The following is a 21,389-nucleotide window of genomic DNA, read 5'->3' as shown; positions in this document are numbered from 1 at the left end:
GCTGCTCATCGAGCGCAGTCATCAGGCGGTTGAATACGGCCTGTGCGACCACCATTCGACTACGTTCGACAGACCCGGCGCTAGCGCGATTCGTGCCGTGGGCGGCGTCCTCCTGCGGCTTTGTTGCGGTACATCGCGGTGTCGACGGCATGCATCATCTCGTCGATATCGGTGGGTCGTTCTTCGGCGAAAACCGTTCCGATGCTGGCACCTACGATCACCGGGCGCCCGGCCACCTGTATCGGGGTCGTGAGCGCATCGAGCAGCAGACCGGAGATGGTGGCCAATTGTTCTGCGCCCGTGCATTTTTCGACGAGGACAATGAATTCGTCGCCGCCGATCCGCGCAACCAACCCACCGGCGGGTTCGACGGATCCACGCAGTCGCTGGGCGACGTCGCGGAGTACCCGGTCCCCTACCGTATGTCCCCACATATCGTTGACCTGCTTGAAACCGTCGAGGTCCAGATAGCAAACACCCACCGGCGGAACGGCACTCGCCAGTCGGCTGAAGAACAGCACGCGATTGGGCAGGCCGGTCAGGCTGTCGTGATTGGCGTCGTGCCACAGCCGATCGGCGAGCTGTTTGCGTTCGGTGACATCGACGGCGACGCCGATCAGGAAGCGAACCCGCCCACCGGTGTCACGGACCGCGGACATGGACAGGTCGATACTGGTGATGGTGCCGTCGCGGCGCAGATGGTCGGTTTCGACGCGGAAGCGGTCGGTCCGACCGCTGAGTAGGTGCTCCAAATTGGCATATGCGTCACCGATATTCGCGGGTCCGAGCAGTTCGGCGACCGATCGCCCCGGCATCATCGCGGCGGGTAGGCCGAGCATATCGGCCATGGCCGCATTCACCTCCAGCACTCGGCCGGTGACGTCCACCGTCCCGATACCAACCGACGCTCCCGCGAAGACCGCTTCGAACCTGGCCTCCGACAACTGCCTTCGCACCTCGGCCTCCTGCGCGGCCGAAAGTGCCGCTGCGAGTGTGGTTTCCTGCTCCCCTAATGCCGCGTTCCGCAGCGCGGAGGTGAAGCCCGCGGCGAACTCGGCAGCGACAACTATCGCACGCTCGCGCACTGCCTCGTACTCGGATTCGGTTCCGGCGGGGCAGATTTCCCGCACCATCTCCCGGCAGATGACCAGCACCGACCGGCTGACGGCCATCGAGTCACGGTAATTCGCCGCGACTAGGACCGCCGCGGCGTGATGGGCGACCTCGACCGCCCGCGTCCCGCGCACCGCCGCGACGAGCACATCGGCCAGATCCGCCAGCAGGCTTTCGATTTGGGTTCGGGTGAGGGTCGGAGCCACGGCGCCATCGAGCGCATCCGCCCATCGCACCGCCAGTTCACGTATCCCCACTCGAACCCCCTGCCACCGCTCCGGTCAGACCTTCAGGCCGACGCCAGCCAGGCCGAGCGAGCGGCCCGGCGTCTCGTGCTGGTCGCGATCGGATTCCGGGCGCCAGGCGGGTAGCTCGACGACGCCGGGTTCGATCAGCTCCCATCCCTGGAACATCGCGGTGATGGCCTCCTTCGAGCGGAAGTGGATGCCGACGCGGGTCACATTGGTCGCATTGTGGCCCAGCCTGTCCGCATCCTCGGGGCGCATTTCCGAGGTCAGATGCGAGATCGCGAGATAGCTTCCGGCGGGCACGACCGCATGCAGCGCGGAAACCTGCTCGACCGGCCGGTCCTCGTCGGAGAGCAGGTGCAGTACCGCGACCAACAGGACCCCGACCGGCTGCTCGAAATCGATGAGGCCGGTCTCGCGGACGCGTGCGAGCAGTTCCTCGGACTCGCGCAGATCCGCTTCGATGGCGGCGGCCTTGTCGTTGCCCTGCAGGATCGCGCGGGCGTGGGCGACGGCGATCGGATCGATATCGGCATACAGTACGCGGATATCCGGATCCAGCGCCTGCGCGACCTCGTGCACATTGCCCGCAGTCGGAATGCCCGACCCGATATCGAGGAATTGGCGCACCCCCTGATCGACCAGGAATCGGACGGTGCGGCGCAGGAAAGCCCGGTTGCTCAGCGCGAGGCGCGGCAGGTCGGGCACCAGCCGCTTACCCGCCTCGGCGGCCTTGCGATCGATATCGAAGTTGTGCGAGCCGCCCAACAGGGCGTCATACATTCGTGCCGGGCTCGCCTGCTGCATATCCACGCCCTCGGGTGCCCACCCAGGCCTGTCCATCGAAACCCCTCTGCGTAACTCGATCTCCCTGCGTTCGGCTCCGCGATGCGCAGTGGCGGCGGTGTCCGAGATCCGCTCGCTGACGCACGCTCACCGATCGGACCGACCCGGCAGTCCAGGCCGACCCACACCGCCTGGATACCGTGGTTATTGATCACGCCAGAGGTGCAGTCCGCATAGTAGTCGGGCCGGTCGGTTCGCATGATCACGAATTCGACACTGTTGATGACGGCGCTCGCGGGTGATCCATATTCATACATGCGCATGAGTGCAAGATAGGCTAGTCTGTCGGACGGTAGCGATTGTGCAGCGGAAGGGGCATTCGACTATGGGCGAACAGTGCGTGTCGCCGAAGCGTTCAACAGCGGTGGTCAGCGAGCCTGAGCACCGGGAGCATGAACACTCCCATGACTCCGGCCATGCGCACTCCGGTCATGCGGACAGCCACGGACACGGCCATGACCACGGCGTCTCGGCCGATTCGAATCCGCGCTGGCTGGCCATCGCGCTCGGCTTGATCGTCGCGTTCATGGTGGCCGAGGTGATCGTCGGCTTGGTAGCGCAGTCGCTCGCGCTGATCTCCGATGCCGCGCACATGCTCACCGACGCCGCATCGATTGTGCTCGCGATGATCGCGATCCGATTGGCTCGACGTCCGGCGCAAGGGCGGTACACCTATGGGTTCAAGCGGGTCGAGATCCTTTCGGCGCAGGCCAATGGGATTACCTTGCTGCTGCTCGCGGCGTGGTTCGTGTACGAGGGCATCAATCGGCTGATCCATCCGCCGGATGTCGAAGGGCCGTTGGTGTTGATCACCGCGTTGGTCGGGATCGTCGTCAATATCGCCGCCGCGTGGAGCATCAGCCGCGCCAACCGGACCAGCCTGAATGTCGAGGGCGCGTTCCAGCACATCCTCAATGACCTCTATGCCTTCATCGGGACCGCCATCGCGGGCGCGGTGGTGTGGCTGGCCGGATTCGCCCGTGCCGATGCGATCGCGGCGCTGGTCGTCGCGGCATTGATGGTCAAGGCGGGCTGGTCACTGGTTCGGGAATCGGGGCGGATCTTCCTGGAGGCCGCGCCCGCGCACCTGAATCCGGACGCCATCGGTGCGCGGATCGTCGCGATTGCGCAGGTGACGGAGGTGCACGACCTGCACGTCTGGCAGATCACCTCCGGACAGCCGTCGCTGTCGGCGCACATCCTCGTCGACGATAAGGCCGACTGCCATGCGGTTCGTTCCACCATCGAGACGGTGCTGCACGACGAATTCGCGTTGGAGCACACGACCTTGCAGGTGGACCATTCGTCGGATCTCGAGGTCTCCGCCGATGACGCGCACTGCGCCGAGTCGCACGGGCCGGTGCACCGGTCCTGATCGCCGGCCACCGTTTGACCTTCGGGTTACCTGAGACTCCATGATGAACCGGTGGCGGGCGATGAGTTGATCACGATCGGCGCGCTGGCGCGGGCCTGCGGGCTTACGGCCAGTGCGCTGCGGTTCTACGACGATTGCGGGTTGCTGGTCCCGGTTCGGGTGGATGGGGCGACCGGATATCGGTATTACCGCGAGGCGCAGGTCGATCGAGGGGTGATGATTCGGCGGCTGCGCGGGATCGGGGTGCCGCTGGAGGCTGTCGCGGAGATTTTGGCCGGAGACGGTGTGCGGGCCGAGCGGTTGCTCGATGCGCATGTGGCCGAGCTTGCCGAGCGGGCGCGGGAGGCCGCAGTCGTTACCCGGATGATCAAGGAGGAGATCCGGGCGGGTGCGGTGTTGTCCGCGGCGGTGCTGGCCGCAGCCATCGAGCAGGTGCGGTCGGCGGCGGCTCTCGATCGCGAAATACCGGTGCTGGCCGGGGTTTTGGTGGAGTCGAGTGCTGATTCGGTCACGTTGACGGCTACCGATCGGTATCGGCTGTCGACTCGGGCGATGGTGCCGGTGCGGCCGAGTGGTGCGGCCTGGTCGGCGGTTGTCGATGCCACCGATTTGGACGGAATCGGCTCCTGGTTGCGGGGATTGGATGAGGTGACCGTGCGGTCGGCGGACGGTGTCCTGGTTCTAACGGGCGGTGGCACCGAGCGCCGGTGCGGAGTCGTTGATGAGGCGTATCCGGATTATCGGGCGATGTTGGCGGGGTTGGCTCCGGTTCGGACTCGGGTCGTCGTTGAGCGTGATGTTCTGCTCGCCGTGCTCGAGGATGGCGGTGCCGCGCCGATTGTCTTCTTCGCCGACGAGTCGGGGCTTTTCGTGAGCCGCAATGGGCCCGAGCGCATAGCGGCAACCGTTACCGGACCTGGCACCGAACTTGCCTTCTCCCCCACGACATTACGGCCCGCATTGGTGAGCGCGATCGGTCCGGAAATCATGCTCGATATCGCCGCGGCCGATGCGCCGGTTGTCGTCCGGTCCGCGAACGACGGTGATCTGACCGCTCTCGTAATGCCCACTGCCATGACGAATTCGAAGGAATACAGCGCATGAATACCACCGGTACAACACAATCGGCGCAGGAGACGATGGCGGCCATTACGCGGGCGGTTGAGCTCGGGCGGTCGGGTTCGCCGGAGGCGGCGCGCAATGCACTGCTCGAGATATGGGCGACAATCGGTCCACAGGGCGATCCGCTGCATCGATGCACACTGGCGCATTACCTCGCCGATCTGTACGACGATGCGGCACAGTCGCTTTGCTGGGATATACGCGCGCTGGACGCCGCGGACAGCCTGACCGATGAGCGGCTGCGACGGCACGATGAGAATCTCGACGTGCGAGGTTTCTACCCGTCGCTGCATTTGAATCTGGCCGACAATTATCGTCGGCTCGGTTCGTTCGATGCGGGTCAGCAGGAGATCGATGCGGCACGAGACTGCCTGGATACGCTCGGCAACGACGGTTACGGGGTCATGATCCGCACTGCGGTAGATGAAGTGGCCGAGGCGATTCGGAATCGGACGACCGCTCGACGCGCGTCTGCTCCGAACGGGCGGTGACCACGACTCGCCCCGCCCACCCTCGTCGCGACCGGACCGCCGGGAGCTGGCAAGACAACGCTGGCACACGCCTTGGCCACGAGAGTGGGGTGGCATTTGTCAACGGCCATGGGTGCCCCGGTGTGCTGAGGCAGCCCCGGTTCAGCAAGACACCGGGGCCTTCTCGCTATACCTCAGCAGCAAATCCTCAGAAGCAGTAGGGGAATTTGCACCTCGACGGATCATTCGGACCGAAGATCGCGGCAATCAGTCCATTGATGACGGCGTCCGCCGCTCCCGATCCGGTGCTGATCGCCACCTCCTGCGCGGTAGCGGGCTGGTCGGCGACGAAATCAGAAGCCGCGACATCGGCAGAAGCCGTCGCAGGCGCACTGATCAGGATGCCAGCTGTGACCGTAAGAAGGACCTTCCGAATCATATTGCTACCTCTCGCTTTTCGGCTAATTACACATCGCAGCGTATCGAGGACATCGCGGGACGCAATCCCCGACTTGTGAGGTCGCGATGAAGTCCCGACCCGCTAGGCTTCGGGCCTCGGCGGCTGCGTTGTATCGGGCACGGTGAGCGAGATGGTGGCGAGGCGTTGGGGGTCGGCGATTATGTCGATGGTGGTGATGTGGTTGTCGGTGATGGTGAAGGCGAGTAGGCAGTCCAGGATTCCATTGGGGGCGACGACCAGTCCGACATGGCCGTCGATGAGGGCGGGGCGGGTGTAGGGGGCGCGGGAGGAGAACATCAGGGCGCTGGTGGTGACGCGGCGCGCACCATGCATACGTACCGGTTGTCCGCTGGGTACGGCGACGCCATCGGCATGCAGTTCGACATTCGGGTCGAGTACGGCGATGAGCGCGTCGAAATCACCGGCGCGGGCCGCCATCAGGAAGGCGTCGACGACGGCGCGCTCATCGGCGACGCTGCGGTCGGCATCGGCAATGGATGTGCCACGGACGCGGCGGCGGGCGCGGGCGGCCAGTTGCGCGGCCGCGGCCGGGGTGCGGCCGAGGATGGGGGCGAGTTCGGCAAAAGGCAGATCGAACAGGTCGTGCAATACGAAGGTCAGCCGCTCGGCGGGGGTCAGGGTGTCGAGCACGACCAGCAGTGCGAGCCCGACCGAGTCGGCCATTACCGCCTCTTGTTCCGGATCGATGGTGTCCGCGGGCACGGCGGGCAGATCGGCCGGTAGCGCGCCGACCGGATCTTCGCGGCGTGCCTTGCGGGCGCGCAATATGTCCAGGCAGATGTGGGCGACCACGGCGGTCAACCAATTGCGCAGGTTGCGCACGCCCATGGTGTCGGCGCGGTCCAGCCGCAGCCATGCCTGCTGGACCGCGTCATCGGCCTCGCTCGCCGACCCGAGCATCCGGTAGGCGACGGCGGTGAGGTGGGCGCGGTGGTCTTCGAAACGCTGCGCGAGCCACTGGGTTTCATCGGTCATCGGCGATATCTCCTTCCCGTCCCGATCCGCCTGTTATGTCGACCGGTCGTGGTCCGTCATATCTATGACGGCCGAAACCGGTGTGACATGACACGCCAGCGGAAACGGATCCACCTCGCATGGGCCGAACAGGAGGGCGAACTGATGCGCAAAATATCCGACATCGAGCCGGACTTCCCGACACAGGTATCGGTCGAACCGACGCCGGATCGGCGGCGCTGGCTCGCATTGGTGGTACTGCTGGTGGCCGGGTTCATGGATCTGCTCGATGTGACGATCGTGAACGTCGCGCTGCCGACGATACAGCGGGATCTGGACGCGCCGTACGCGGATCTGGAGTGGGTGGTGTCGGGCTATCTGCTCGGATTCGCGGCGCTGCTGATCACCGGGGGCCGACTCGGCGATCTGTTCGGCCGCAAAACCATCCTGCTGGTCGGACTGACGCTTTTCACGGTGGCCTCGCTGGCCTGCGGGATCGCCGCGGGCCCGACCTGGCTGATCGCCGCGCGGGTGGTCCAGGGCGCGACGGCCGGGCTGATGATCCCGCAGATTCTGGCCATCATGCAGGTGTCGTTCCCCATCGCCGAGCGCGGCAAGGTGCTCGGCATCTGGGGTGGCGTACTGGGCTCGGCGTCGGTGGCCGGGTTGATCGTGGGCGGAATCCTGGTGCAGGCCGATCTGTTCGGCTGGGCGTGGCGGCCGATCTTCCTGGTCAATGTGCCGGTCGGGATGCTCGCCATTCCGGCGGCGATGATGCTGGTGCGGCAGTCTCGCTCGGCCACCGCGGACCGACTCGACCCGATCGGCACCGTTCTCGCGATCGGCGCCGTGTTGCTGCTGGTGTATCCGCTGACCGAGGGACGCGCCCTGGGCTGGCCGGTCTGGTCATTCGGGCTGATGGCCGCATCCGCGCTGGTCCTCGCGGTATTCGTGATCTTCGAGCGGCATCGGATCGCGACGGTCGGATCACCGCTGGTGGTGTTGGATCTGTTCCGGGCCCGCACCTTCGCCGCTGGCATGGTGGTGTGGCTACTGTTCTGGATCGCGCTCGGCGGCTACTTCCTGGTGTGGACGCTGTATCTGCAAGCCGGGCTGGGCTGGACCCCGCTGCGGGCCGGGCTGAGCGCGTCGCCGTTCGCGGTGGCCGCTGCCGCCGGAGCCGCAACCAGCGTGCAGGTGTTCGTGCCGCGCTACGGGCGGATGGTCATGTTCGCGGGCGCGCTGATCAATGCCGCCGGATTCGGCATGTACCTGTATCTGGCCGCGCACTATGGTTCCGGAATTACCTCGGCGCAGATGTTCGCGCCACTCGCGATCAGCGGATTCGGATTCGGACTCTATGTCGCCCCTGCCGTAGACCTGATCCTGTCGGGAGTATCGGCCCACGATGCCGGATCCGCGTCCGGGCAGCTGTCGACGATCCAACAGGTCGGCATGGCCCTCGGCGTCGCGCTGGCCGGGGTCTGCTTCTTCACCCAACTCGACCAGACCTCCGCCCAGGGCACAACCGCCGCCATACCCGCCCTACAACAGCAACTCACCGACCTCGACATCCCTGCCTCCGCCCAAGAGCAGATCCTCACCCAATTCCGCGCCTGCGTCCACGATCGCTCCGCGGCTACCGACCCCACCGCCATACCCGCCAGCTGCCAGCCCTCAGCCGGACAACCGTCCGCCGAACCGCTCCAACAGGCGCTCACGCGAGCCGGACTACAAGCCAACGCGCACAACATGTCTCACAGCTTCGCCCAAACCCTGTGGTGGGCCATCGGCATATTGGTCGCCGTTGCCGCAGGAGTGTTCGCGCTCCCGAAGCGCCTGTCCGCAGTTGACGATCTTGTGAATGTTCGAAGTCGCGTTCAGGGCTGACTCGGCTCTGATCGAAGGGGATTCGCCCGCAGATCTTTCATAACGATCTCCCTCGACAGAGGAGTTTGGCTTGATTGAGCCAATCAATGTTTTGCCAAAAATGGAATGTCAATTCCAGAAATTGCGCTAGCCTGGGGTTATGAGCAGCACAAAGCCGCGGCGCCTGACACCGAAGGGCGAGCAGACGCGGCAACGGATCGTGGTGGCAGCAGCGCAGTTGATGTTCGAGCGCGGTGTCGCAGCGACGACCGTCGAGGACGTACGCGATGCCGCCGGGGTGAGCAACTCGCAGGTCTACCACTACTTCACCGACAAAAACGCGCTGATCCGCGCGGTGATCGCCTATCAGAGCGACATCGTCGTCGGTGGGCAGGAACCCATGTTCGCCCGCCTGGACACCGTCGACGGCTTCCGGGCCTGGCGCGATTTCCTCGTCGCGCACCAACGGCGGATGCACTGCCGTGGCGGCTGCCCCCTGGGGTCCCTGGGCAGTGAGCTCGCCGAGATCAATCCCATTGCCCGCGCCGATGCCGCCGCCGCGTTCCATCGCTGGGAATCCGGGGTTCGGTCCGGACTGCGATCCATGGCCGAGGCCGGTCGTCTCGACCCCGCCGCCGACCCGGACAAACTCGCCATCACCACCCTGGCCGCCCTGCAGGGGGCGCTGCTGCTGACCCAGCTGCAGCGCGATACCGCGCCGCTGGAAACGGCCCTGGACACGATGATCGACCACATCGCATCCCGCACCCGACCGGCCCCGGACAACGCCCCCGTCTCCTGACCACATTGCCGCCCGGCCACCCAGTGGGAACGCCCATAAATTGGAATTGATATTCCATTTTCTATGCAGTAGTACTGGAGTAGCAAATCCATTTTCACCAGGCACCGGGCCGATCGGATCGGGTGCTTGCCTCCTCGCTTCCACTGCCTGGAAAGGGACGGATGTGACCAGCACAAACCCCACCATCGCTGAGCGCGTCGAGCTCATGCACCAGTCCACGGCCGACCAGATCCCCGGGCCCGCCTTGACCGCCTTCAGCGCAGAGCAGGCCGACCTGGCCAGTCACGGGCTCCCCGAGAGTGTCGCGCAGGCGGGTACTGCGATGCCGGACGCCGACCTCCTCGACGTACACGGCAACCCCACCAGCCTGTACGCGGCCCTTGCTGGGAGGCCCGCGGTCCTCGTCATCTACCGCGGCGCCTGGTGTCCCTACTGCAACCTGGCTCTCCGGGCCTACCAAGAGCAGCTGGTGCCGGCACTGACCGGCCGCGGCATCGGTTTGATCGCGCTGAGCCCGCAGAAACCCGACGGATCGCTGACCATGGCGGAGAAGAACGATCTGACCTTCACCGTGCTGTCCGATCCCGGAAACCGGATCGCCCGAGGACTCGGCGTCCTCACCGCACCCACCGACCAGGTTCGCGAAGCCCAGCGAAGCCTGGGCCTGGACCTGGCCACGCTCAACGCCGACAACGGATACGGCCTGCCGATGCCGACCGTGCTGATCATCGACGCCGACAAAACAATCCGCTGGATCGACGTCCACCCCAACTACGCCACCCGCTCCGAAACCACCGACATCCTCATCGCACTCGACCTTCTCGACTGAGCTTGCTCAGACCCGGGTGAGTGGCAAGTGTCGCCGGGACGACACCTGCCACCCACGTGGGTTGGGACCGGTTACGTCCGGTATCGGAAGAGGATCCGGCCGCGGGCCAGGTCGTACGGGCTGAGCTCCACCAAGACCCGGTCGAAGGGCATGATCTTGATGTAGTTCTTCCGTATCTTCCCGCTGATGTGCGCGAGCACCTTGTGCCCGTTGGCGAGCTCCACCGTGAAGGTTGCGTTGCGCAGGCACTCCAGCACGGTGCCCTCGATCTCGATGCCCTTGCTCGTCTTGGTCATCGGAGCACCAGTTCCAGGTTGCTGCCGACGCGCCGGGCGCCGATGCCGTCGAACAAAGCCGTTGCTGCGGTGTTGGATTCGTTCACCTCGGTGTACGCCGGGCCGCGCCGGTCCCGGTGCAACGTGCCCAGCGCGTGCGCCAGCAGCGCCCGCGCCACGCCGGTGCGTTGCTCCCCGGCCCGGACCGCGATCAAGCCGATGCGCGGCTGCCGGGTCGCCTGTACCACGCGAATCAGCCCGACATAGCGGCCCGATCGCACCGCGACCGCGCATTTGGACGGGTCGACGATGGTGTCGCCGTCCGGGCGGGGCAGCACTTCGGCGGGCATGTTCTGCCAGCCGACGGTCGCCTCGACCTCATCACGGATCGCCCGGTCCAATGCCCGCAGCGGACCCTCCGCCGCGGCCCCCGCGGCCACAATCGTGACCCCCGGCGGCGGTGCGGTGGCGTCGAGTCCGGTGACCGCCGGGTCGGTGGGCACCGAATACTCCCACTCGCGGCGGCCCGACGTGAAGCCCGCCCGCTGCCAGCCCGCGGTCAGGTCGGTTTCGACCTCGTCCACCACGGTGTACAGCGGCCGCGGCAGCTCGGCCCGCAGGGCCGTGGCGAGCTGGTCGAATACGCTGGCGTGCCAGGCGTCGACGCTGACGAAGAGCCGCCCGTCCGGCCGCCGGGCAACGTCACCGCTGCCGACCACCCGGCCGTCCACCGCTGCGTGCCACTGGGTGTCTGCGACCCGCGTGATAATGGCGGCGGGCTCACCTGTTTCGAACGTGAAATGTTGTGAATGCATGGTTGTCGCCTCTCGGGATTGCCGTTGCTCAGGCGCTCCCGGCGACAACTACGACGTTCGCCCAACCGTGACGGCGAGGGGGAGCACCCATTTCGATGCAGCGTTCATGGGTCTCACCTCCTCGCACGATGTCACGGTCCCGACAGAGTACCGACCACACCGGCCCACGGGCCACTTCTTTTTCGGCGACCGATCGGCAAGTGGGCTACCGCGTGCCCAGCTTCGACGCAGCGACGATCAGCGCGATGTTCACCGTGAACAGCACTGCAATGAGAAGCCATTGACGGACGGCGGACCATTTCTGCCGCAACGCGACGACGAAGAGCACCAGTCCGCAGATTCCGCAGATGACGCAGACGGCCACCATGACGGGATATTTAGACATCACGCCGTAAACCAGCAGGATGAAGGAGAACAGAGCCGCGCCTTGGAGCAATTTATCGCGCAGGATGGCCGACGACACCGCGAGCGCGCCCCAGCCCACTTTCCGCGCGAATTCACCGCGCGAGACCGAAGTTCGCTCGTCAGTCTCGTATAACGGGTTGTTCTGTTCGGGTTCTTTTGCCATACCTGACTCCCTCCGCTACTCGGGTCACCGGCGAGCGCCCCGTCCACATAAATTGCTGCACTACCCACTCCGACTCCGCGCCGAGCGCAGTCATATGGCGGTCGAATACGGTCCTGCGCGACCACCATTCGGCTACGTTCGACAGACCCCGGCCCCAGGGCATACGGCAGGAGCTAGCTGGACGCGGCACTAGCTCGTGGACGGCCGTGCGCAGTCGGGGTCGCCTGCCACGGCAGCCCGGATCGCGTCGCGGTTCTCCGTGATCATCTTGTCCAAGTGGCTGGACACCAGGCCCGAGTTCGACGATTTTCCGCTGAAGAGGTTCGGCCAGGTGTCCACGCCGCTCGAAACGAGGCTCGCGGCGGATTGCATATCGGCGCCCAACTCACCGGACTGAGCCTTGGACTGAAGTTCTGCCAGCACCTCGGCCGGTACCTGGTTGTCGGCCTTGAAATGCGCGAGTTGCCGGTCGGCTTCCTCGATTGCTGTTTTGACTTTCTCCAGGGCGGTGGCGATCCGAGCCGTGAAATCAAGAGGGTTGCTGTTTACTGCGGCCATGACAATCCTCAGACCAACTGTGCTTTGGGCAGGGCTTCGCGCGTGAACACGGAGTGCGTCGCGACGATGAAGTCCTTGATGGTCCGGAGCAGTTGAATGAAGACGTTCAGAGCCGAATACGCTTTCCAGACGGTCTTGATGCCGTCCCTCACCGTCTTGATCGTCTTCCACTGGCCCCAAACCGGAATGGCCGCGCTCCCCAGAGCGGCACTGAGCAGCTGGATTACGGTCATGACAACATCGACGATCACCTGCGCGAGCGCGACCGCCTGGGTGACGGAATCCTTGAGATACTGGGCCATCTGACTCGAAGCCGACTTTTGATTCGTCAGCGCCGTGTTCCATCGGGTGAAGTAATCCGCTTCGGCAGCGGATGCCTGGCCCGTCCACGTCTTGTTGATGTTGGTTTCACCGTGTTCGAGATTCTTCCGCACCGCCTCGAGGCACTCTCCGACGTGCTGCCATGCGGACGCCTGCGTAGCTGCCTTGCCAACATCGCCCGCGATGAGGTCGGTGAGTTCCTTCCGGATGTCGGGACCGCCGACCCACGAGATCAGTTCGCAGATCTTGTCGTAGAGGATGCCGAGCGAAATCTCGGGCAGGTGCTGGTTGTCACTCGTGGGCGCAACCAGACTGGCCGACCCGGTCGCGAGGTCATTGAAATCATTGACCGCGATGCCATCGTCATTGATGCTGATACCTTCATCAAGAGCGGCGAGCGACTTCGCGAAGTCCTGGTCGCGGGAGTGATACTCGTTGGCCGCATAGATGAGCGTCAGCCGCGTCTTGTCCATGGCTTCGCCATTGGCCGATAGGATATCTTGGATCTTCGGGAGGATATTTCCATATTCCCCCGTGATTGTCTCCAAAATTTTGCCGAACTCAGAATCGTTGATTTTTTTCTTGACATAATCATTGGCCGTGTTGAAATCGGTGCCCGCACGCCCTACCTGCTCAGCCCAACCCCTCAGGTCGGCAACGTCGACCGAGAACGTCATTCCTTACCCCTCCAATCAGAATTGACATCGCGTCTCCCCGATCACATTTCGACGAGGCGCCACGTCAACGGACTCTAATTGACCGCAGACACACTGTCCACCGCGGCAATACGGTGGGCCTCGCTGGCCGGTGCGGCGGCAGTGAGCCGAAGTTTCGGCGCGCATTTCGAAGAGCCGTTGATGGCGGTCAAGTGCTGCCGCACAACCTCGGCCCAGTCAGCGGCGAGCAGGGTGCCTGCGTCGCAGTAGGCCGAAAAATGGCCCAGGCCAGAGACTCTGAAAATATCTCTGGCCTGGGCCGTTTGTAGACGATCGAGATGCCCTTCTGTCGCCGCGAGCCCTATCCACATGGCGCTCCGAGTACCAGAACAGCGCTTGTGCTGCCAGAACCGTTGGCGTGGTGTCGGCGTGTTTTCAGTGGGGCGGTCGGTCGCGCAATTCGCCGAAGCATTCGTCGAATAGGTCCATGATCTCGCCCTCGCCGTGGTTGTCGACCCACGTCATCGATGCGGCATCCAGGCACGCGAACGCCGTCGCGATCACCGCGCGGGCCCGCATGTCCGCGTGTGAGGCGGCAGTGTCCAAGCGCGCCTTGATTAGTGGCAGCAGGTCCTCCTGGAAGCGCAGGCGCTTTTCCAGCCAGCCCGCGCGTAGGGATGCCGTGTTGTGCAGGAGCCGGAAGCGCTCCAGGGCCTTCTCTCGTGTCCCGTGCAGGCCCTGTACCGCGGCAATGCCTGCGCGAAGGGCCTCCCAGGCACTGGCTTCGGCGGGTTGTGCGGTGATCGTGGTCGTCAGGACCTGGCCGAAGCTGTCCTGGTTGCCGCCGAGAAGGTCTTCTTTGGCGGGGAAGTAGCGGAACAGGGTGCGCTGGGAAACGCCCGCCTCGCGAGCGATCTGGGCGATGGTCGTCTCGTCGTAGCCCTGCTCGGTGAACAGGCGCAAGGCCGTTTCAAGGATCTCCCGGGAGGCCAGCTGCCGGGTTCGATCCCACAACGTGGGCGGGCCACCTGTAGCCGTCTCAGCTTCCTGCTTCATGTCACCATCTTAGCTTGCCGCTGCCAGTATGGCATACATATGACACTTGACAGTTGCTGCCAACAGTGGCGTACGCTGACGATTGTGATCGTCGTGACGGGACCCGTGCTCCACGGCCCGCAGGTACCCGACGACCAGCCCTGTTTCTCGGACGCAAAAGGAACGCAATATGTCCGCACCCGCAGCTTTGATCACCGGTGGAACCAGCGGCATCGGCAAGGCCACCGCTGAATTGCTTCACTCCCGTGGCTACCGCGTCATGGTCACCGGCCTCGACAATCACGTCGACGCCGGACTGCACGATGACGTCGTGGTCGTGCGGGCCGACGCACGATCCCTGCCCGATATCGACCAGGCGATCGACCGGGTACGTCGGGAATTCGGTTCGCTCGACCTGCTGTTCCTCAACGCCGGCATCTCCCGTCCCGGCTCGATCGAGACAATCGACGAAGACGCCTTCGACGCCCTCTTCGACGTCAACGTCAAGGGCAACTTCTTCACACTGCAGAAGGCGCTCCCACTCCTCAACGAGGCGGCCTCGGTCGTGTTCACCGTGGGCGCCGGTGAAGGGCTCGGATCGGCAATGACGGCCGCCAAGGGCGCTCTGATCCCCCTCATGCGGTCCCTCGCGCTCGAACTCGCCGCGCGCCGCATCCGCGTCAATGCCGTCAGCCCGGGCCTGATCAACACCCCCGCTTACAGCAAGATCGGCGTCCCCCAGGAAGTGGTCGAATCCTGGGGTCGGGATGTCCCGCTCGGCCGCGTCGGTGTTCCCGCCGATATCGCCGAGGTCGTGGCCTTCCTCGCCTCGGACGCCGCCGACTACATCACCGGCGACAATCTCACCGTCTCCGGCGGTATCGGCGTGCACGCCTGATGGCTGCTCGCACGCTCTGAACGAACAAATCAGGAAGTTGAAGATCATGCTGGATGATGTGGCCGAACTGGGGTTCGACGCGGAACGCCTGGAGCGGGTCGGCGATACGCTTCGCGCTCAGATCGATTCGGGTTATGTTCACGGCGCGGCAATGCGCGTCAGTCGGCGCGGGCGAATAGTCGTCGACTTTTCGGGCGGTTTCGCGGACAAGGCGGCAAACCGAAACCTCGAGCCGGATTCCGTCTTCGTGACGATGTCGGTCGCGAAGCCGTTCACAGCGGTGCTGGTCCTCGGCCTCGTCGAGCGAGGTCTGCTGCGCTTGCACAGTCCCGTCGCCGAGGTACTTCCCGAATTCGGGAAGTACGGCAAGGAGACGATCACGCTGTTTCATCTGCTGACACATACGGGCGGCATGATGTCAGGGGCTCCCAATGTCGCTCCCGAGATCCTCGGTGACATCGAGAAATTGGTTGCTTTCATCGGCGATATGCCTGCCGAATGTCTGCCGGGCGAAAGGGTCAGCTATTCCATGCTGGTCGCCCACTCGGTCATCGCGGCGATGTGTCTGCGAGTGGCGGGCGGCGGGCGAAGCTATGCGCAAATGCTGCGCGAGGATGTGTTCGAACCGCTCGGAATGGCGGACACCAGTCTCGGTATGCGTGAGGACCTGGCCGCGCGAGTATGTCCGGTCAGAGGCGCGCAGACGGTGTCGTACGACGCCTTCTCTTCCGCGGTTGTCGAATCGCTGGTGGAAGACGTCATCCTCGTTCCCGGTGCGGAATTCCCGTCCGCAGGCTGCCTGACGACCATCGATGATCTCCATCGTTTCGCCGAGATGCTCAGACGCGGTGGGGAGATCGACGGTGTGCGCCTGCTGTCGCCAGCCATGCTCGCGTTGGCTGCGCGCAACTGGATCGGCGACAAACCGAATCTGGTCTGGGATCCCATCCTCAGTGCGAGAGGTTGGAGCCGATTTCCCGATCACATCGGCCTGGGCTTCAGGGTTCGCGGCACCGGTCTCGGTCCCGGACCGTTCGGCGCCCTGAACTCACCGGGAACATTCGGCCATATGGGGGCCGGCTCGACCGGCGTTTGGATCGACCCCGAATATGAGCTGTCGTATGCCCTACTGACCACCGGTTTACTCGAGGAGAGCCACCACCTCGAACGCACGGCCTTGCTGTCGGACCTAGTGGTGAGCGCACTGGCCGACTGAGCCGACCCTCGGCACGACCGGCATCTTTTTGCTGGGCGGTTGGTGATCGAAGCCGATTTCGCCGCCAGCTACATACTGGGACGCCGCGAAACCCCTGCGACGGCACCGCATCCATGAAACTGAGTCAGCCAATGATGCCGAATGTGATGCCAAACCAACGCGAAAACGGCCCGAAACCTGATGATTTCGGGCCGTTTCCCCTAGTAGCGGGGACAGGATTTGAACCTGCGACCTCTGGGTTATGAGCCCAGCGAGCTACCGAGCTGCTCCACCCCGCGTCGGCACAGGCAACGCTACCCCATGGTGGTGGTTGTTACCTAAACGCCTGGTGAGAAGGGATAACCGGCGGGTAGGCGGGGCGGGTGCGAGCATGGGGGCATGCCTATTGCGACGAGTGCCATTGCCCATGTCCGGCTGACGGTTTGCGATATCGATCGGTCGCGGGCCTTCTACGAGAAGGTGTTCGGGTGGCCGGTTGCGCTCGAGGTGCCCGCCGATGCCGATGCGGCGACACGGGAGCGGCTCGGGTTTCTGTTCGGTGGGGTGATCTATCGGATGGAGCACGGGATGATCGGGCTGCGGCCGGTCGGCACCGATAGCTTCGACGAAAACCGGGTCGGGCTCGATCATCTCGCGTTTCCGCTCGGATCCTTGGCCGAATTGGAAGCCGCCGCAGCGCATCTCGATGCGTGTGGGGTCGCGCGCGAGGTCATCAAGGATATCGGGTTCAGCTATATCCTCGAGTTCCGCGACCCTGACAATATCGCGCTGGAGCTGACCGTCCGCAAGTAGGCTAGGTGGCGTTCACGACCTTCTGTACCGCGGCGACGAAGAACTGCTCAAAGGCCGCCTGATCGAGCGAATCTTGGAGTGCGGCAACGCGTACCGCGACCGTCATGCCCCGCACCTCCGCATAACCCATATACGCGGCCGTGGTCATCGGCCCGCCCGCGCCCGCCGTCGCGGTACTGCTCGAACGGTAGGCAATGGCGTTGGCGCCCTTCAGTTCCTGGGGCAGGGATCGGCTCTCGACGTGCTCGGTGGCGGTGACCGGCTGACCATTGACGGTCGAGGTCATCTGGACCTCACCGCACCGCCTATTGCCATCGGTGATCCGCTGCAGATTTCCGGTTCGGCCCGAGACGAACTCGACGAACATCGTGCTCGACTTACCGGTCGCCGCGACGATCGATGACTGCCCGAGCAACTCCTTGGTCGCCGCACCCAGATCCTGCTGCGTCGACCCACATTCCGCCGGGGTGAAGGTGGCATTCTGCTGGATGGCGGAGATATCACCGACGGCCGACTGGAGCTTGTCCTGCGGCATATCCATTTTCGTTGTGCCCGAGGGGAATTCCGCCGCAGTCAGCACGAGCTGTTCGCGAGATGTCGTGGGCGCCGGTGAGTTCCAGCGATCCGCCGCATCATCCTTGCCGCTGCATCCGGCTACCAGCATCGTGCCCGCCACCACTGCCACTACCAACCCTGCGTTCCGCCGTGTGATCATGGTGGTGATCATGTCAGTGTCGGCCATGGGCAATCCTTAACACCCACTTGCAGAAGGCAATTCAGCGATCACGCAGATCCGCGATCCGAGTGCGGTGGCGGTCCTGCAATTCGCGCGACCGACGCAGATAGTCCAGGACAGTGCGCAATTCGGCCGCACTGTAGCGCGCCACCTCCCCCGCTCCCTCCTGGGCGATCGGGCCGTAGATCCGCATGACTTCGGTCAAGGCCCTGTCGGTGATCCGGATGACGACCTTGCGCCGGTCACCCGGTTCGGGATGGCGCACGACGTAGTCGAGTTTCGCGAGACGGTCCAGCATGGTGGTGACGCTGCCGCTGGTCAGACCCAATTCGGCAGCGAGGGCGCCGGGGGTGGATTCGCCATGGAAGAGGGTTTCCAGACACCGCAGGTCGGTGCGGTTGACGCCGAGATGGGTCGCGGCGGCCCGGTCCACGTCATCGACCGCGGCCTGTAGCGCCTGCGCTTCGCGGCCGACCTGTACACGCAGTTCCGCCAGCTCACCCGACTCTTCGGATTTTTCTCTTGACATTCAAGCCTCTTGATCGTCAAACTACTAATGTCTTGATAATCAAGATACCGCAGAGTCAAGAGAGAGTCGGGAGACACACCATGAAGAAGGCACTGATCATCGGCGGCGGGATCGCCGGACCGGTCACCGCGATGGCATTGCAGCAGGCGGGCTTGGAGCCCATCGTGTGCGAGGCCTACGAGGAGGCCGCGGCCGGGCAGATCGGCGCATATCTGACGGTCGCGGTGAACGGACTGTCGGCGCTGGCATTGCTGGACGCGCATCACGTGGTGACCGAGATCGGGCATCCGACCGCCACACTGTCCTTCGCGACCAGCGCGGGTAAGCACATCACCGATATGCCGATCGGTGGCACACTGCCCGACGGAACCGTCACCCACAGCATCAAGCGCCGCGATATGTATCGGGCACTGAATGCCGAGGCGACGCGGCGCGGGGTGCGATTCGAGTACGGCAAGCGGCTGGTCGATGCGATCTCGACCGCCGATGGCGTCCGCGCGACCTTCGCCGACGGCACCACGATCGAGGCCGACGTACTCATCGGCGCCGATGGAATCCGCTCCCGCACCAGGGAAATCATCGATCCGACCGCGCCGAAGGCACATTTCCTCGGCATCTACGGTCTCGGCGGGTTCGTCACCGATCCGGCCCTGCACCGGGAGCTCGGATTGCGCCCGGGCGTGTACAGCATGATCTTCGGGAAGAAGGCGTTCTTCGGATACTTCGTCGCGCCGGACGGCGAGATCTGGTGGTTCGCCAATATGCCTCGGACACAGGAGCTTTCGGCGCAGGATTCGGCCAGCGCGGCGCAGTGGCGGGCACAACTGGTCGAATTGCTCTCGGCGGATCGCGGTCCCGCGGCCCGGATCGTCGCCGCCACCACCGATGACACCTTCGTCTCCGCCTTCAACCAGTACGACATGCCGACGGTCGCCAAATGGCACAACGACAAGATGGTCATAGTCGGCGATGCCGCGCATGCGGTGGCCTCATCGTCCGGCCAGGGTGTGTCGATGGCGGTGGAAGACGCGGTGACGCTGGCGATCTGCCTGCGCGATATTCCGGACACCGCGGCAGCCTTGGCCGCCTTCGAGGACCGCCGCCGCGAACGCGTCGAGCGGGTGGTCGCTCACGGCGCGGAAACCAGTAGCGACAAGGCATCCAATGGGCTCGGCCGCCTGCTGGTCCGCCTGCTCACACCCTATTTCCTGAAGAAGGCCGCCAAGGTCGGTGTCGCCCCGCTGAGCTGGATGTTCGACCACCGGATCGACTGGACGGCCCCGGCCGTCACCCGGTGACGGACAGATCGCGTTGGCGCACGGCCGAATACGGCGTCGGTGCCAAGGTCTTGTGCAGGTTGGTGCGCAGCGTGGTGGCCGAGTCGAGCAGATAGTTCTGCCGCACCTTCCACGGATGCCGATCACCCTGCCGGGGAAAGTCACCGATCGAACGCTGAATATAGCCGGAGGCCAGATCCAGCAGCGGGCGCTCGTCGAGTCTGCCATCCGGCTTCGGCACCACGGCCGCGTAGCCGTTGCGGTCCAGGTGGTTGATGACCTTGCAGACCAGCCGCGAGGTGAGGTCGGCGCGCAGTGTCCAGGAGGCATTGGTGTAGCCGATGCAGACCGCGAAATTGGGTACGCCGGTGAGCATCGCGCCCTGCCAGACGAATTGCTCGGCGAGCGGCACCGGCTGCCCGTCGACCTGCGGCGCGATACCGCCGAAGGCCAGCAGTTGCAGTCCGGTCGCGGTGACCACGATATCGGCCTCCAGGATTCGGCCGGACTTCAACCGGATTCCTTCGGGCACAAAGGTTTCGATGTGATCGGTGACGACCTCGGCCGTGCCCTTCTTCATCGCCTTGAAGAAGTCGGCATCGGGCACCGCGCACAGCCGTTGATCCCACGGGTCGTAGTCCGGGGTGAAGTGTTCGGCAACGGCGTTGCGATCCTTGAGAATTCGCGTCGTCAGACCGGTGAGCAGTTTGCGGGCGGCCTCGGGACGACGGCGGCAGTACTGGTAGAAGCCGATGTTGAACAGGATGTTCTTGGTGCGGATCACGCGATGCGCCAACTTGGGCGGCAGCAGCTCGCGGATCTTGTCGGCCTGCCTGTCCCGGCCGGGGACGGCGCTGATCCAGGTCGGCGAGCGCTGCAGCATGGTCACCAGCTCGGCCTGCCCGGCCATGGCGGGCACCAGCGTGACGGCCGTCGCACCACTGCCGATGACCACGACTCGTTTGCCGGTGTAGTCGAGATCCTCGGGCCAGAACTGCGGATGCACAACCTGTCCGGAGAAGGAGTCGATGCCGGGAAAATCCGGGGAGTGGCCCTGGTCGTAGTTGTAATAACCGGCGCAGGTATAGAGGAAGTTGCAGGTCAGCGTGCGGTGCACGGTGACACTCGCGGCGTCGCGCTGCTCGAGGGTGAGCGTCCAGCGCGCCGATTCGGTGGACCAGTCGGCGGCAACGACCTTGGTGCCGTAGCGGATGTGCCGGTCGATGCCGAACTCCGCGGCGGTTTCCTCGACGTAGCGCAGGATCGATGGACCGTCCGCGATCGACTTCGCATCCCGCCACGGCTTGAACGGATAGCCCAGGGTGAACATATCCGAATCCGAACGAATTCCGGGGTAGCGGAACAGATCCCACGTCCCGCCCAGTGCCGCGCGCGCCTCCAGCACCGCGTAGGTCTTGCCCGGACATGCGGTCTGCAGCCGGTATGCGGCGCCGATCCCCGACAGTCCGGCGCCGACGATCACGACATCGAGGTGGTCCGGAAGTACGGCGGTCTCGGTCCCGCCCGCCACCGGGCCACCACCCGTCATCGAATCGCTGCGCGATGCTCGCCTCATCACTCCAGTCTGCGAGGGCACGGTACCG

The 21,389-nt window shown here is 64.6% G+C and carries 23 protein-coding genes, 1 tRNA gene and 1 pseudogene; 11 read left to right on the top strand and 14 right to left on the bottom strand.

Translation table 11 applies throughout. From position 1 onward, the window contains the following. Positions 1 to 80: 80 nt before the first annotated feature. Together ABZ293_RS19760 and ABZ293_RS19755 are read right to left on the bottom strand one after the other, a co-directional pair. The gene (locus ABZ293_RS19760) at positions 81 to 1,370 is read right to left on the bottom strand and encodes a sensor domain-containing diguanylate cyclase (protein ID WP_355182481.1); all 1,290 of its coding nucleotides are present in this window, start codon (positions 1,368 to 1,370) and stop codon (positions 81 to 83) included. A gap of 24 nt (positions 1,371 to 1,394) precedes the next feature. Beyond that, positions 1,395 to 2,204, bottom strand: a complete 810-nt coding sequence (locus tag ABZ293_RS19755) for an SAM-dependent methyltransferase (RefSeq protein WP_355182479.1) — start codon at positions 2,202 to 2,204, stop codon at positions 1,395 to 1,397. A gap of 496 nt (positions 2,205 to 2,700) precedes the next feature. Between ABZ293_RS19755 and ABZ293_RS19750 the strand changes: the two genes are divergently transcribed. The 4 genes and pseudogenes from ABZ293_RS19750 to ABZ293_RS19735 all read left to right on the top strand — a co-directional run. Then, complete coding sequence (locus ABZ293_RS19750) at positions 2,701 to 3,582, top strand: cation diffusion facilitator family transporter (RefSeq protein WP_355182698.1); 882 nt, start codon at positions 2,701 to 2,703, stop codon at positions 3,580 to 3,582. A 51-nt stretch (positions 3,583 to 3,633) separates the two neighbouring features. Beyond that, positions 3,634 to 4,686: a MerR family transcriptional regulator gene (locus tag ABZ293_RS19745; protein ID WP_355182477.1), complete on the top strand. Its 1,053-nt coding sequence runs from the start codon at positions 3,634 to 3,636 to the stop codon at positions 4,684 to 4,686. Then, entirely contained in the window at positions 4,683 to 5,195 is a 513-nt protein-coding gene (locus ABZ293_RS19740; protein WP_355182475.1) for a hypothetical protein, read from the top strand. Before ABZ293_RS19745 ends, ABZ293_RS19740 begins: the two co-directional genes overlap by 4 nt. Before the next feature lie 39 nt (positions 5,196 to 5,234). After that, a pseudogene (locus tag ABZ293_RS19735) lies at positions 5,235 to 5,324 on the top strand (hypothetical protein); the annotation flags it as partial. 58 nt (positions 5,325 to 5,382) lie between these two features. Here the strand turns inward: ABZ293_RS19735 and ABZ293_RS19730 are convergent. Both ABZ293_RS19730 and ABZ293_RS19725 read right to left on the bottom strand, forming a co-directional pair. Beyond that, positions 5,383 to 5,613 (bottom strand): hypothetical protein, encoded by a 231-nt coding sequence (locus ABZ293_RS19730; RefSeq protein WP_355182473.1) that lies wholly within the window; start codon positions 5,611 to 5,613, stop codon positions 5,383 to 5,385. A gap of 102 nt (positions 5,614 to 5,715) precedes the next feature. Then, positions 5,716 to 6,630, bottom strand: coding sequence for a sigma-70 family RNA polymerase sigma factor (locus ABZ293_RS19725; protein WP_355182472.1), 915 nt, complete (start codon positions 6,628 to 6,630; stop codon positions 5,716 to 5,718). A gap of 87 nt (positions 6,631 to 6,717) precedes the next feature. On the opposite strand from ABZ293_RS19725, the gene ABZ293_RS19720 reads away from it, so the two are divergent. The 3 genes from ABZ293_RS19720 to ABZ293_RS19710 all read left to right on the top strand — a co-directional run bounded on the left by ABZ293_RS19720 (position 6,718) and on the right by ABZ293_RS19710 (position 10,109). Beyond that, positions 6,718 to 8,499 carry an MFS transporter gene (locus ABZ293_RS19720; protein ID WP_355182470.1) on the top strand — a complete coding sequence of 594 codons (1,782 nt, stop codon included), beginning with the start codon at positions 6,718 to 6,720 and terminating at the stop codon, positions 8,497 to 8,499. A 139-nt stretch (positions 8,500 to 8,638) separates the two neighbouring features. Further along, positions 8,639 to 9,280: a TetR/AcrR family transcriptional regulator gene (locus ABZ293_RS19715; RefSeq protein ID WP_355182468.1), complete on the top strand. Its 642-nt coding sequence runs from the start codon at positions 8,639 to 8,641 to the stop codon at positions 9,278 to 9,280. 163 nt (positions 9,281 to 9,443) lie between these two features. Continuing rightward, complete coding sequence (locus ABZ293_RS19710) at positions 9,444 to 10,109, top strand: peroxiredoxin-like family protein (RefSeq protein ID WP_355182466.1); 666 nt, start codon at positions 9,444 to 9,446, stop codon at positions 10,107 to 10,109. 71 nt (positions 10,110 to 10,180) lie between these two features. Here ABZ293_RS19710 and infA read toward each other — a convergent pair whose 3' ends face one another. The 6 genes from infA to ABZ293_RS19680 all read right to left on the bottom strand — a co-directional run bounded on the left by infA (position 10,181) and on the right by ABZ293_RS19680 (position 14,358). After that, positions 10,181 to 10,405, bottom strand: coding sequence for a translation initiation factor IF-1 (gene infA / locus ABZ293_RS19705; protein ID WP_355182464.1), 225 nt, complete (start codon positions 10,403 to 10,405; stop codon positions 10,181 to 10,183). Continuing rightward, complete coding sequence (locus ABZ293_RS19700; protein ID WP_355182462.1) at positions 10,402 to 11,199, bottom strand: GNAT family N-acetyltransferase; 798 nt, start codon at positions 11,197 to 11,199, stop codon at positions 10,402 to 10,404. Before ABZ293_RS19700 ends, infA begins: the two co-directional genes overlap by 4 nt. 205 nt (positions 11,200 to 11,404) lie before the next feature. Then, positions 11,405 to 11,767 carry a hypothetical protein gene (locus ABZ293_RS19695; protein ID WP_355182460.1) on the bottom strand — a complete coding sequence of 121 codons (363 nt, stop codon included), beginning with the start codon at positions 11,765 to 11,767 and terminating at the stop codon, positions 11,405 to 11,407. 189 nt (positions 11,768 to 11,956) lie between these two features. Next, complete coding sequence (locus ABZ293_RS19690; RefSeq protein ID WP_355182458.1) at positions 11,957 to 12,325, bottom strand: hypothetical protein; 369 nt, start codon at positions 12,323 to 12,325, stop codon at positions 11,957 to 11,959. Between the two features lie 8 nt (positions 12,326 to 12,333). After that, positions 12,334 to 13,323, bottom strand: a complete 990-nt coding sequence (locus tag ABZ293_RS19685) for a hypothetical protein (protein ID WP_355182456.1) — start codon at positions 13,321 to 13,323, stop codon at positions 12,334 to 12,336. A gap of 414 nt (positions 13,324 to 13,737) precedes the next feature. Continuing rightward, positions 13,738 to 14,358, bottom strand: coding sequence for a helix-turn-helix domain-containing protein (locus ABZ293_RS19680; protein ID WP_355182454.1), 621 nt, complete (start codon positions 14,356 to 14,358; stop codon positions 13,738 to 13,740). Between the two features lie 169 nt (positions 14,359 to 14,527). Between ABZ293_RS19680 and ABZ293_RS19675 the strand changes: the two genes are divergently transcribed. Both ABZ293_RS19675 and ABZ293_RS19670 read left to right on the top strand, forming a co-directional pair. Next, positions 14,528 to 15,235 carry an SDR family oxidoreductase gene (locus ABZ293_RS19675; RefSeq protein WP_355182452.1) on the top strand — a complete coding sequence of 236 codons (708 nt, stop codon included), beginning with the start codon at positions 14,528 to 14,530 and terminating at the stop codon, positions 15,233 to 15,235. A 46-nt stretch (positions 15,236 to 15,281) separates the two neighbouring features. Then, positions 15,282 to 16,451: a serine hydrolase domain-containing protein gene (locus tag ABZ293_RS19670; RefSeq protein ID WP_355182451.1), complete on the top strand. Its 1,170-nt coding sequence runs from the start codon at positions 15,282 to 15,284 to the stop codon at positions 16,449 to 16,451. Between the two features lie 204 nt (positions 16,452 to 16,655). Here the strand turns inward: ABZ293_RS19670 and ABZ293_RS19665 are convergent. Beyond that, positions 16,656 to 16,729 (bottom strand) — tRNA-Met (locus tag ABZ293_RS19665). A gap of 100 nt (positions 16,730 to 16,829) precedes the next feature. On the opposite strand from ABZ293_RS19665, the gene ABZ293_RS19660 reads away from it, so the two are divergent. Continuing rightward, positions 16,830 to 17,243, top strand: a complete 414-nt coding sequence (locus ABZ293_RS19660) for a VOC family protein (RefSeq protein WP_355182449.1) — start codon at positions 16,830 to 16,832, stop codon at positions 17,241 to 17,243. Position 17,244: 1 nt separating this feature from the next. Here ABZ293_RS19660 and ABZ293_RS19655 read toward each other — a convergent pair whose 3' ends face one another. Further along, positions 17,245 to 17,985, bottom strand: coding sequence for a hypothetical protein (locus tag ABZ293_RS19655; RefSeq protein WP_355182447.1), 741 nt, complete (start codon positions 17,983 to 17,985; stop codon positions 17,245 to 17,247). 34 nt (positions 17,986 to 18,019) lie between these two features. Next, positions 18,020 to 18,508 carry a MarR family transcriptional regulator gene (locus ABZ293_RS19650; protein ID WP_355182445.1) on the bottom strand — a complete coding sequence of 163 codons (489 nt, stop codon included), beginning with the start codon at positions 18,506 to 18,508 and terminating at the stop codon, positions 18,020 to 18,022. 80 nt (positions 18,509 to 18,588) lie between these two features. Between ABZ293_RS19650 and ABZ293_RS19645 the strand changes: the two genes are divergently transcribed. Next, positions 18,589 to 19,806, top strand: coding sequence for an FAD-dependent monooxygenase (locus tag ABZ293_RS19645; protein ID WP_355182443.1), 1,218 nt, complete (start codon positions 18,589 to 18,591; stop codon positions 19,804 to 19,806). On the opposite strand, the gene ABZ293_RS19640 is transcribed toward ABZ293_RS19645, so the two are convergent. Continuing rightward, positions 19,796 to 21,334 carry an NAD(P)/FAD-dependent oxidoreductase gene (locus ABZ293_RS19640; protein WP_355182696.1) on the bottom strand — a complete coding sequence of 513 codons (1,539 nt, stop codon included), beginning with the start codon at positions 21,332 to 21,334 and terminating at the stop codon, positions 19,796 to 19,798. The genes ABZ293_RS19645 and ABZ293_RS19640 overlap by 11 nt on opposite strands. Positions 21,335 to 21,389 lie beyond the last annotated feature (55 nt).

It is taken from the genome of Nocardia sp. NPDC005998 (assembly GCF_040614395.1).
GTDB lineage: Bacteria > Actinomycetota > Actinomycetes > Mycobacteriales > Mycobacteriaceae > Nocardia.
This window is presented reverse-complemented; position numbering and strand designations above follow the sequence as displayed.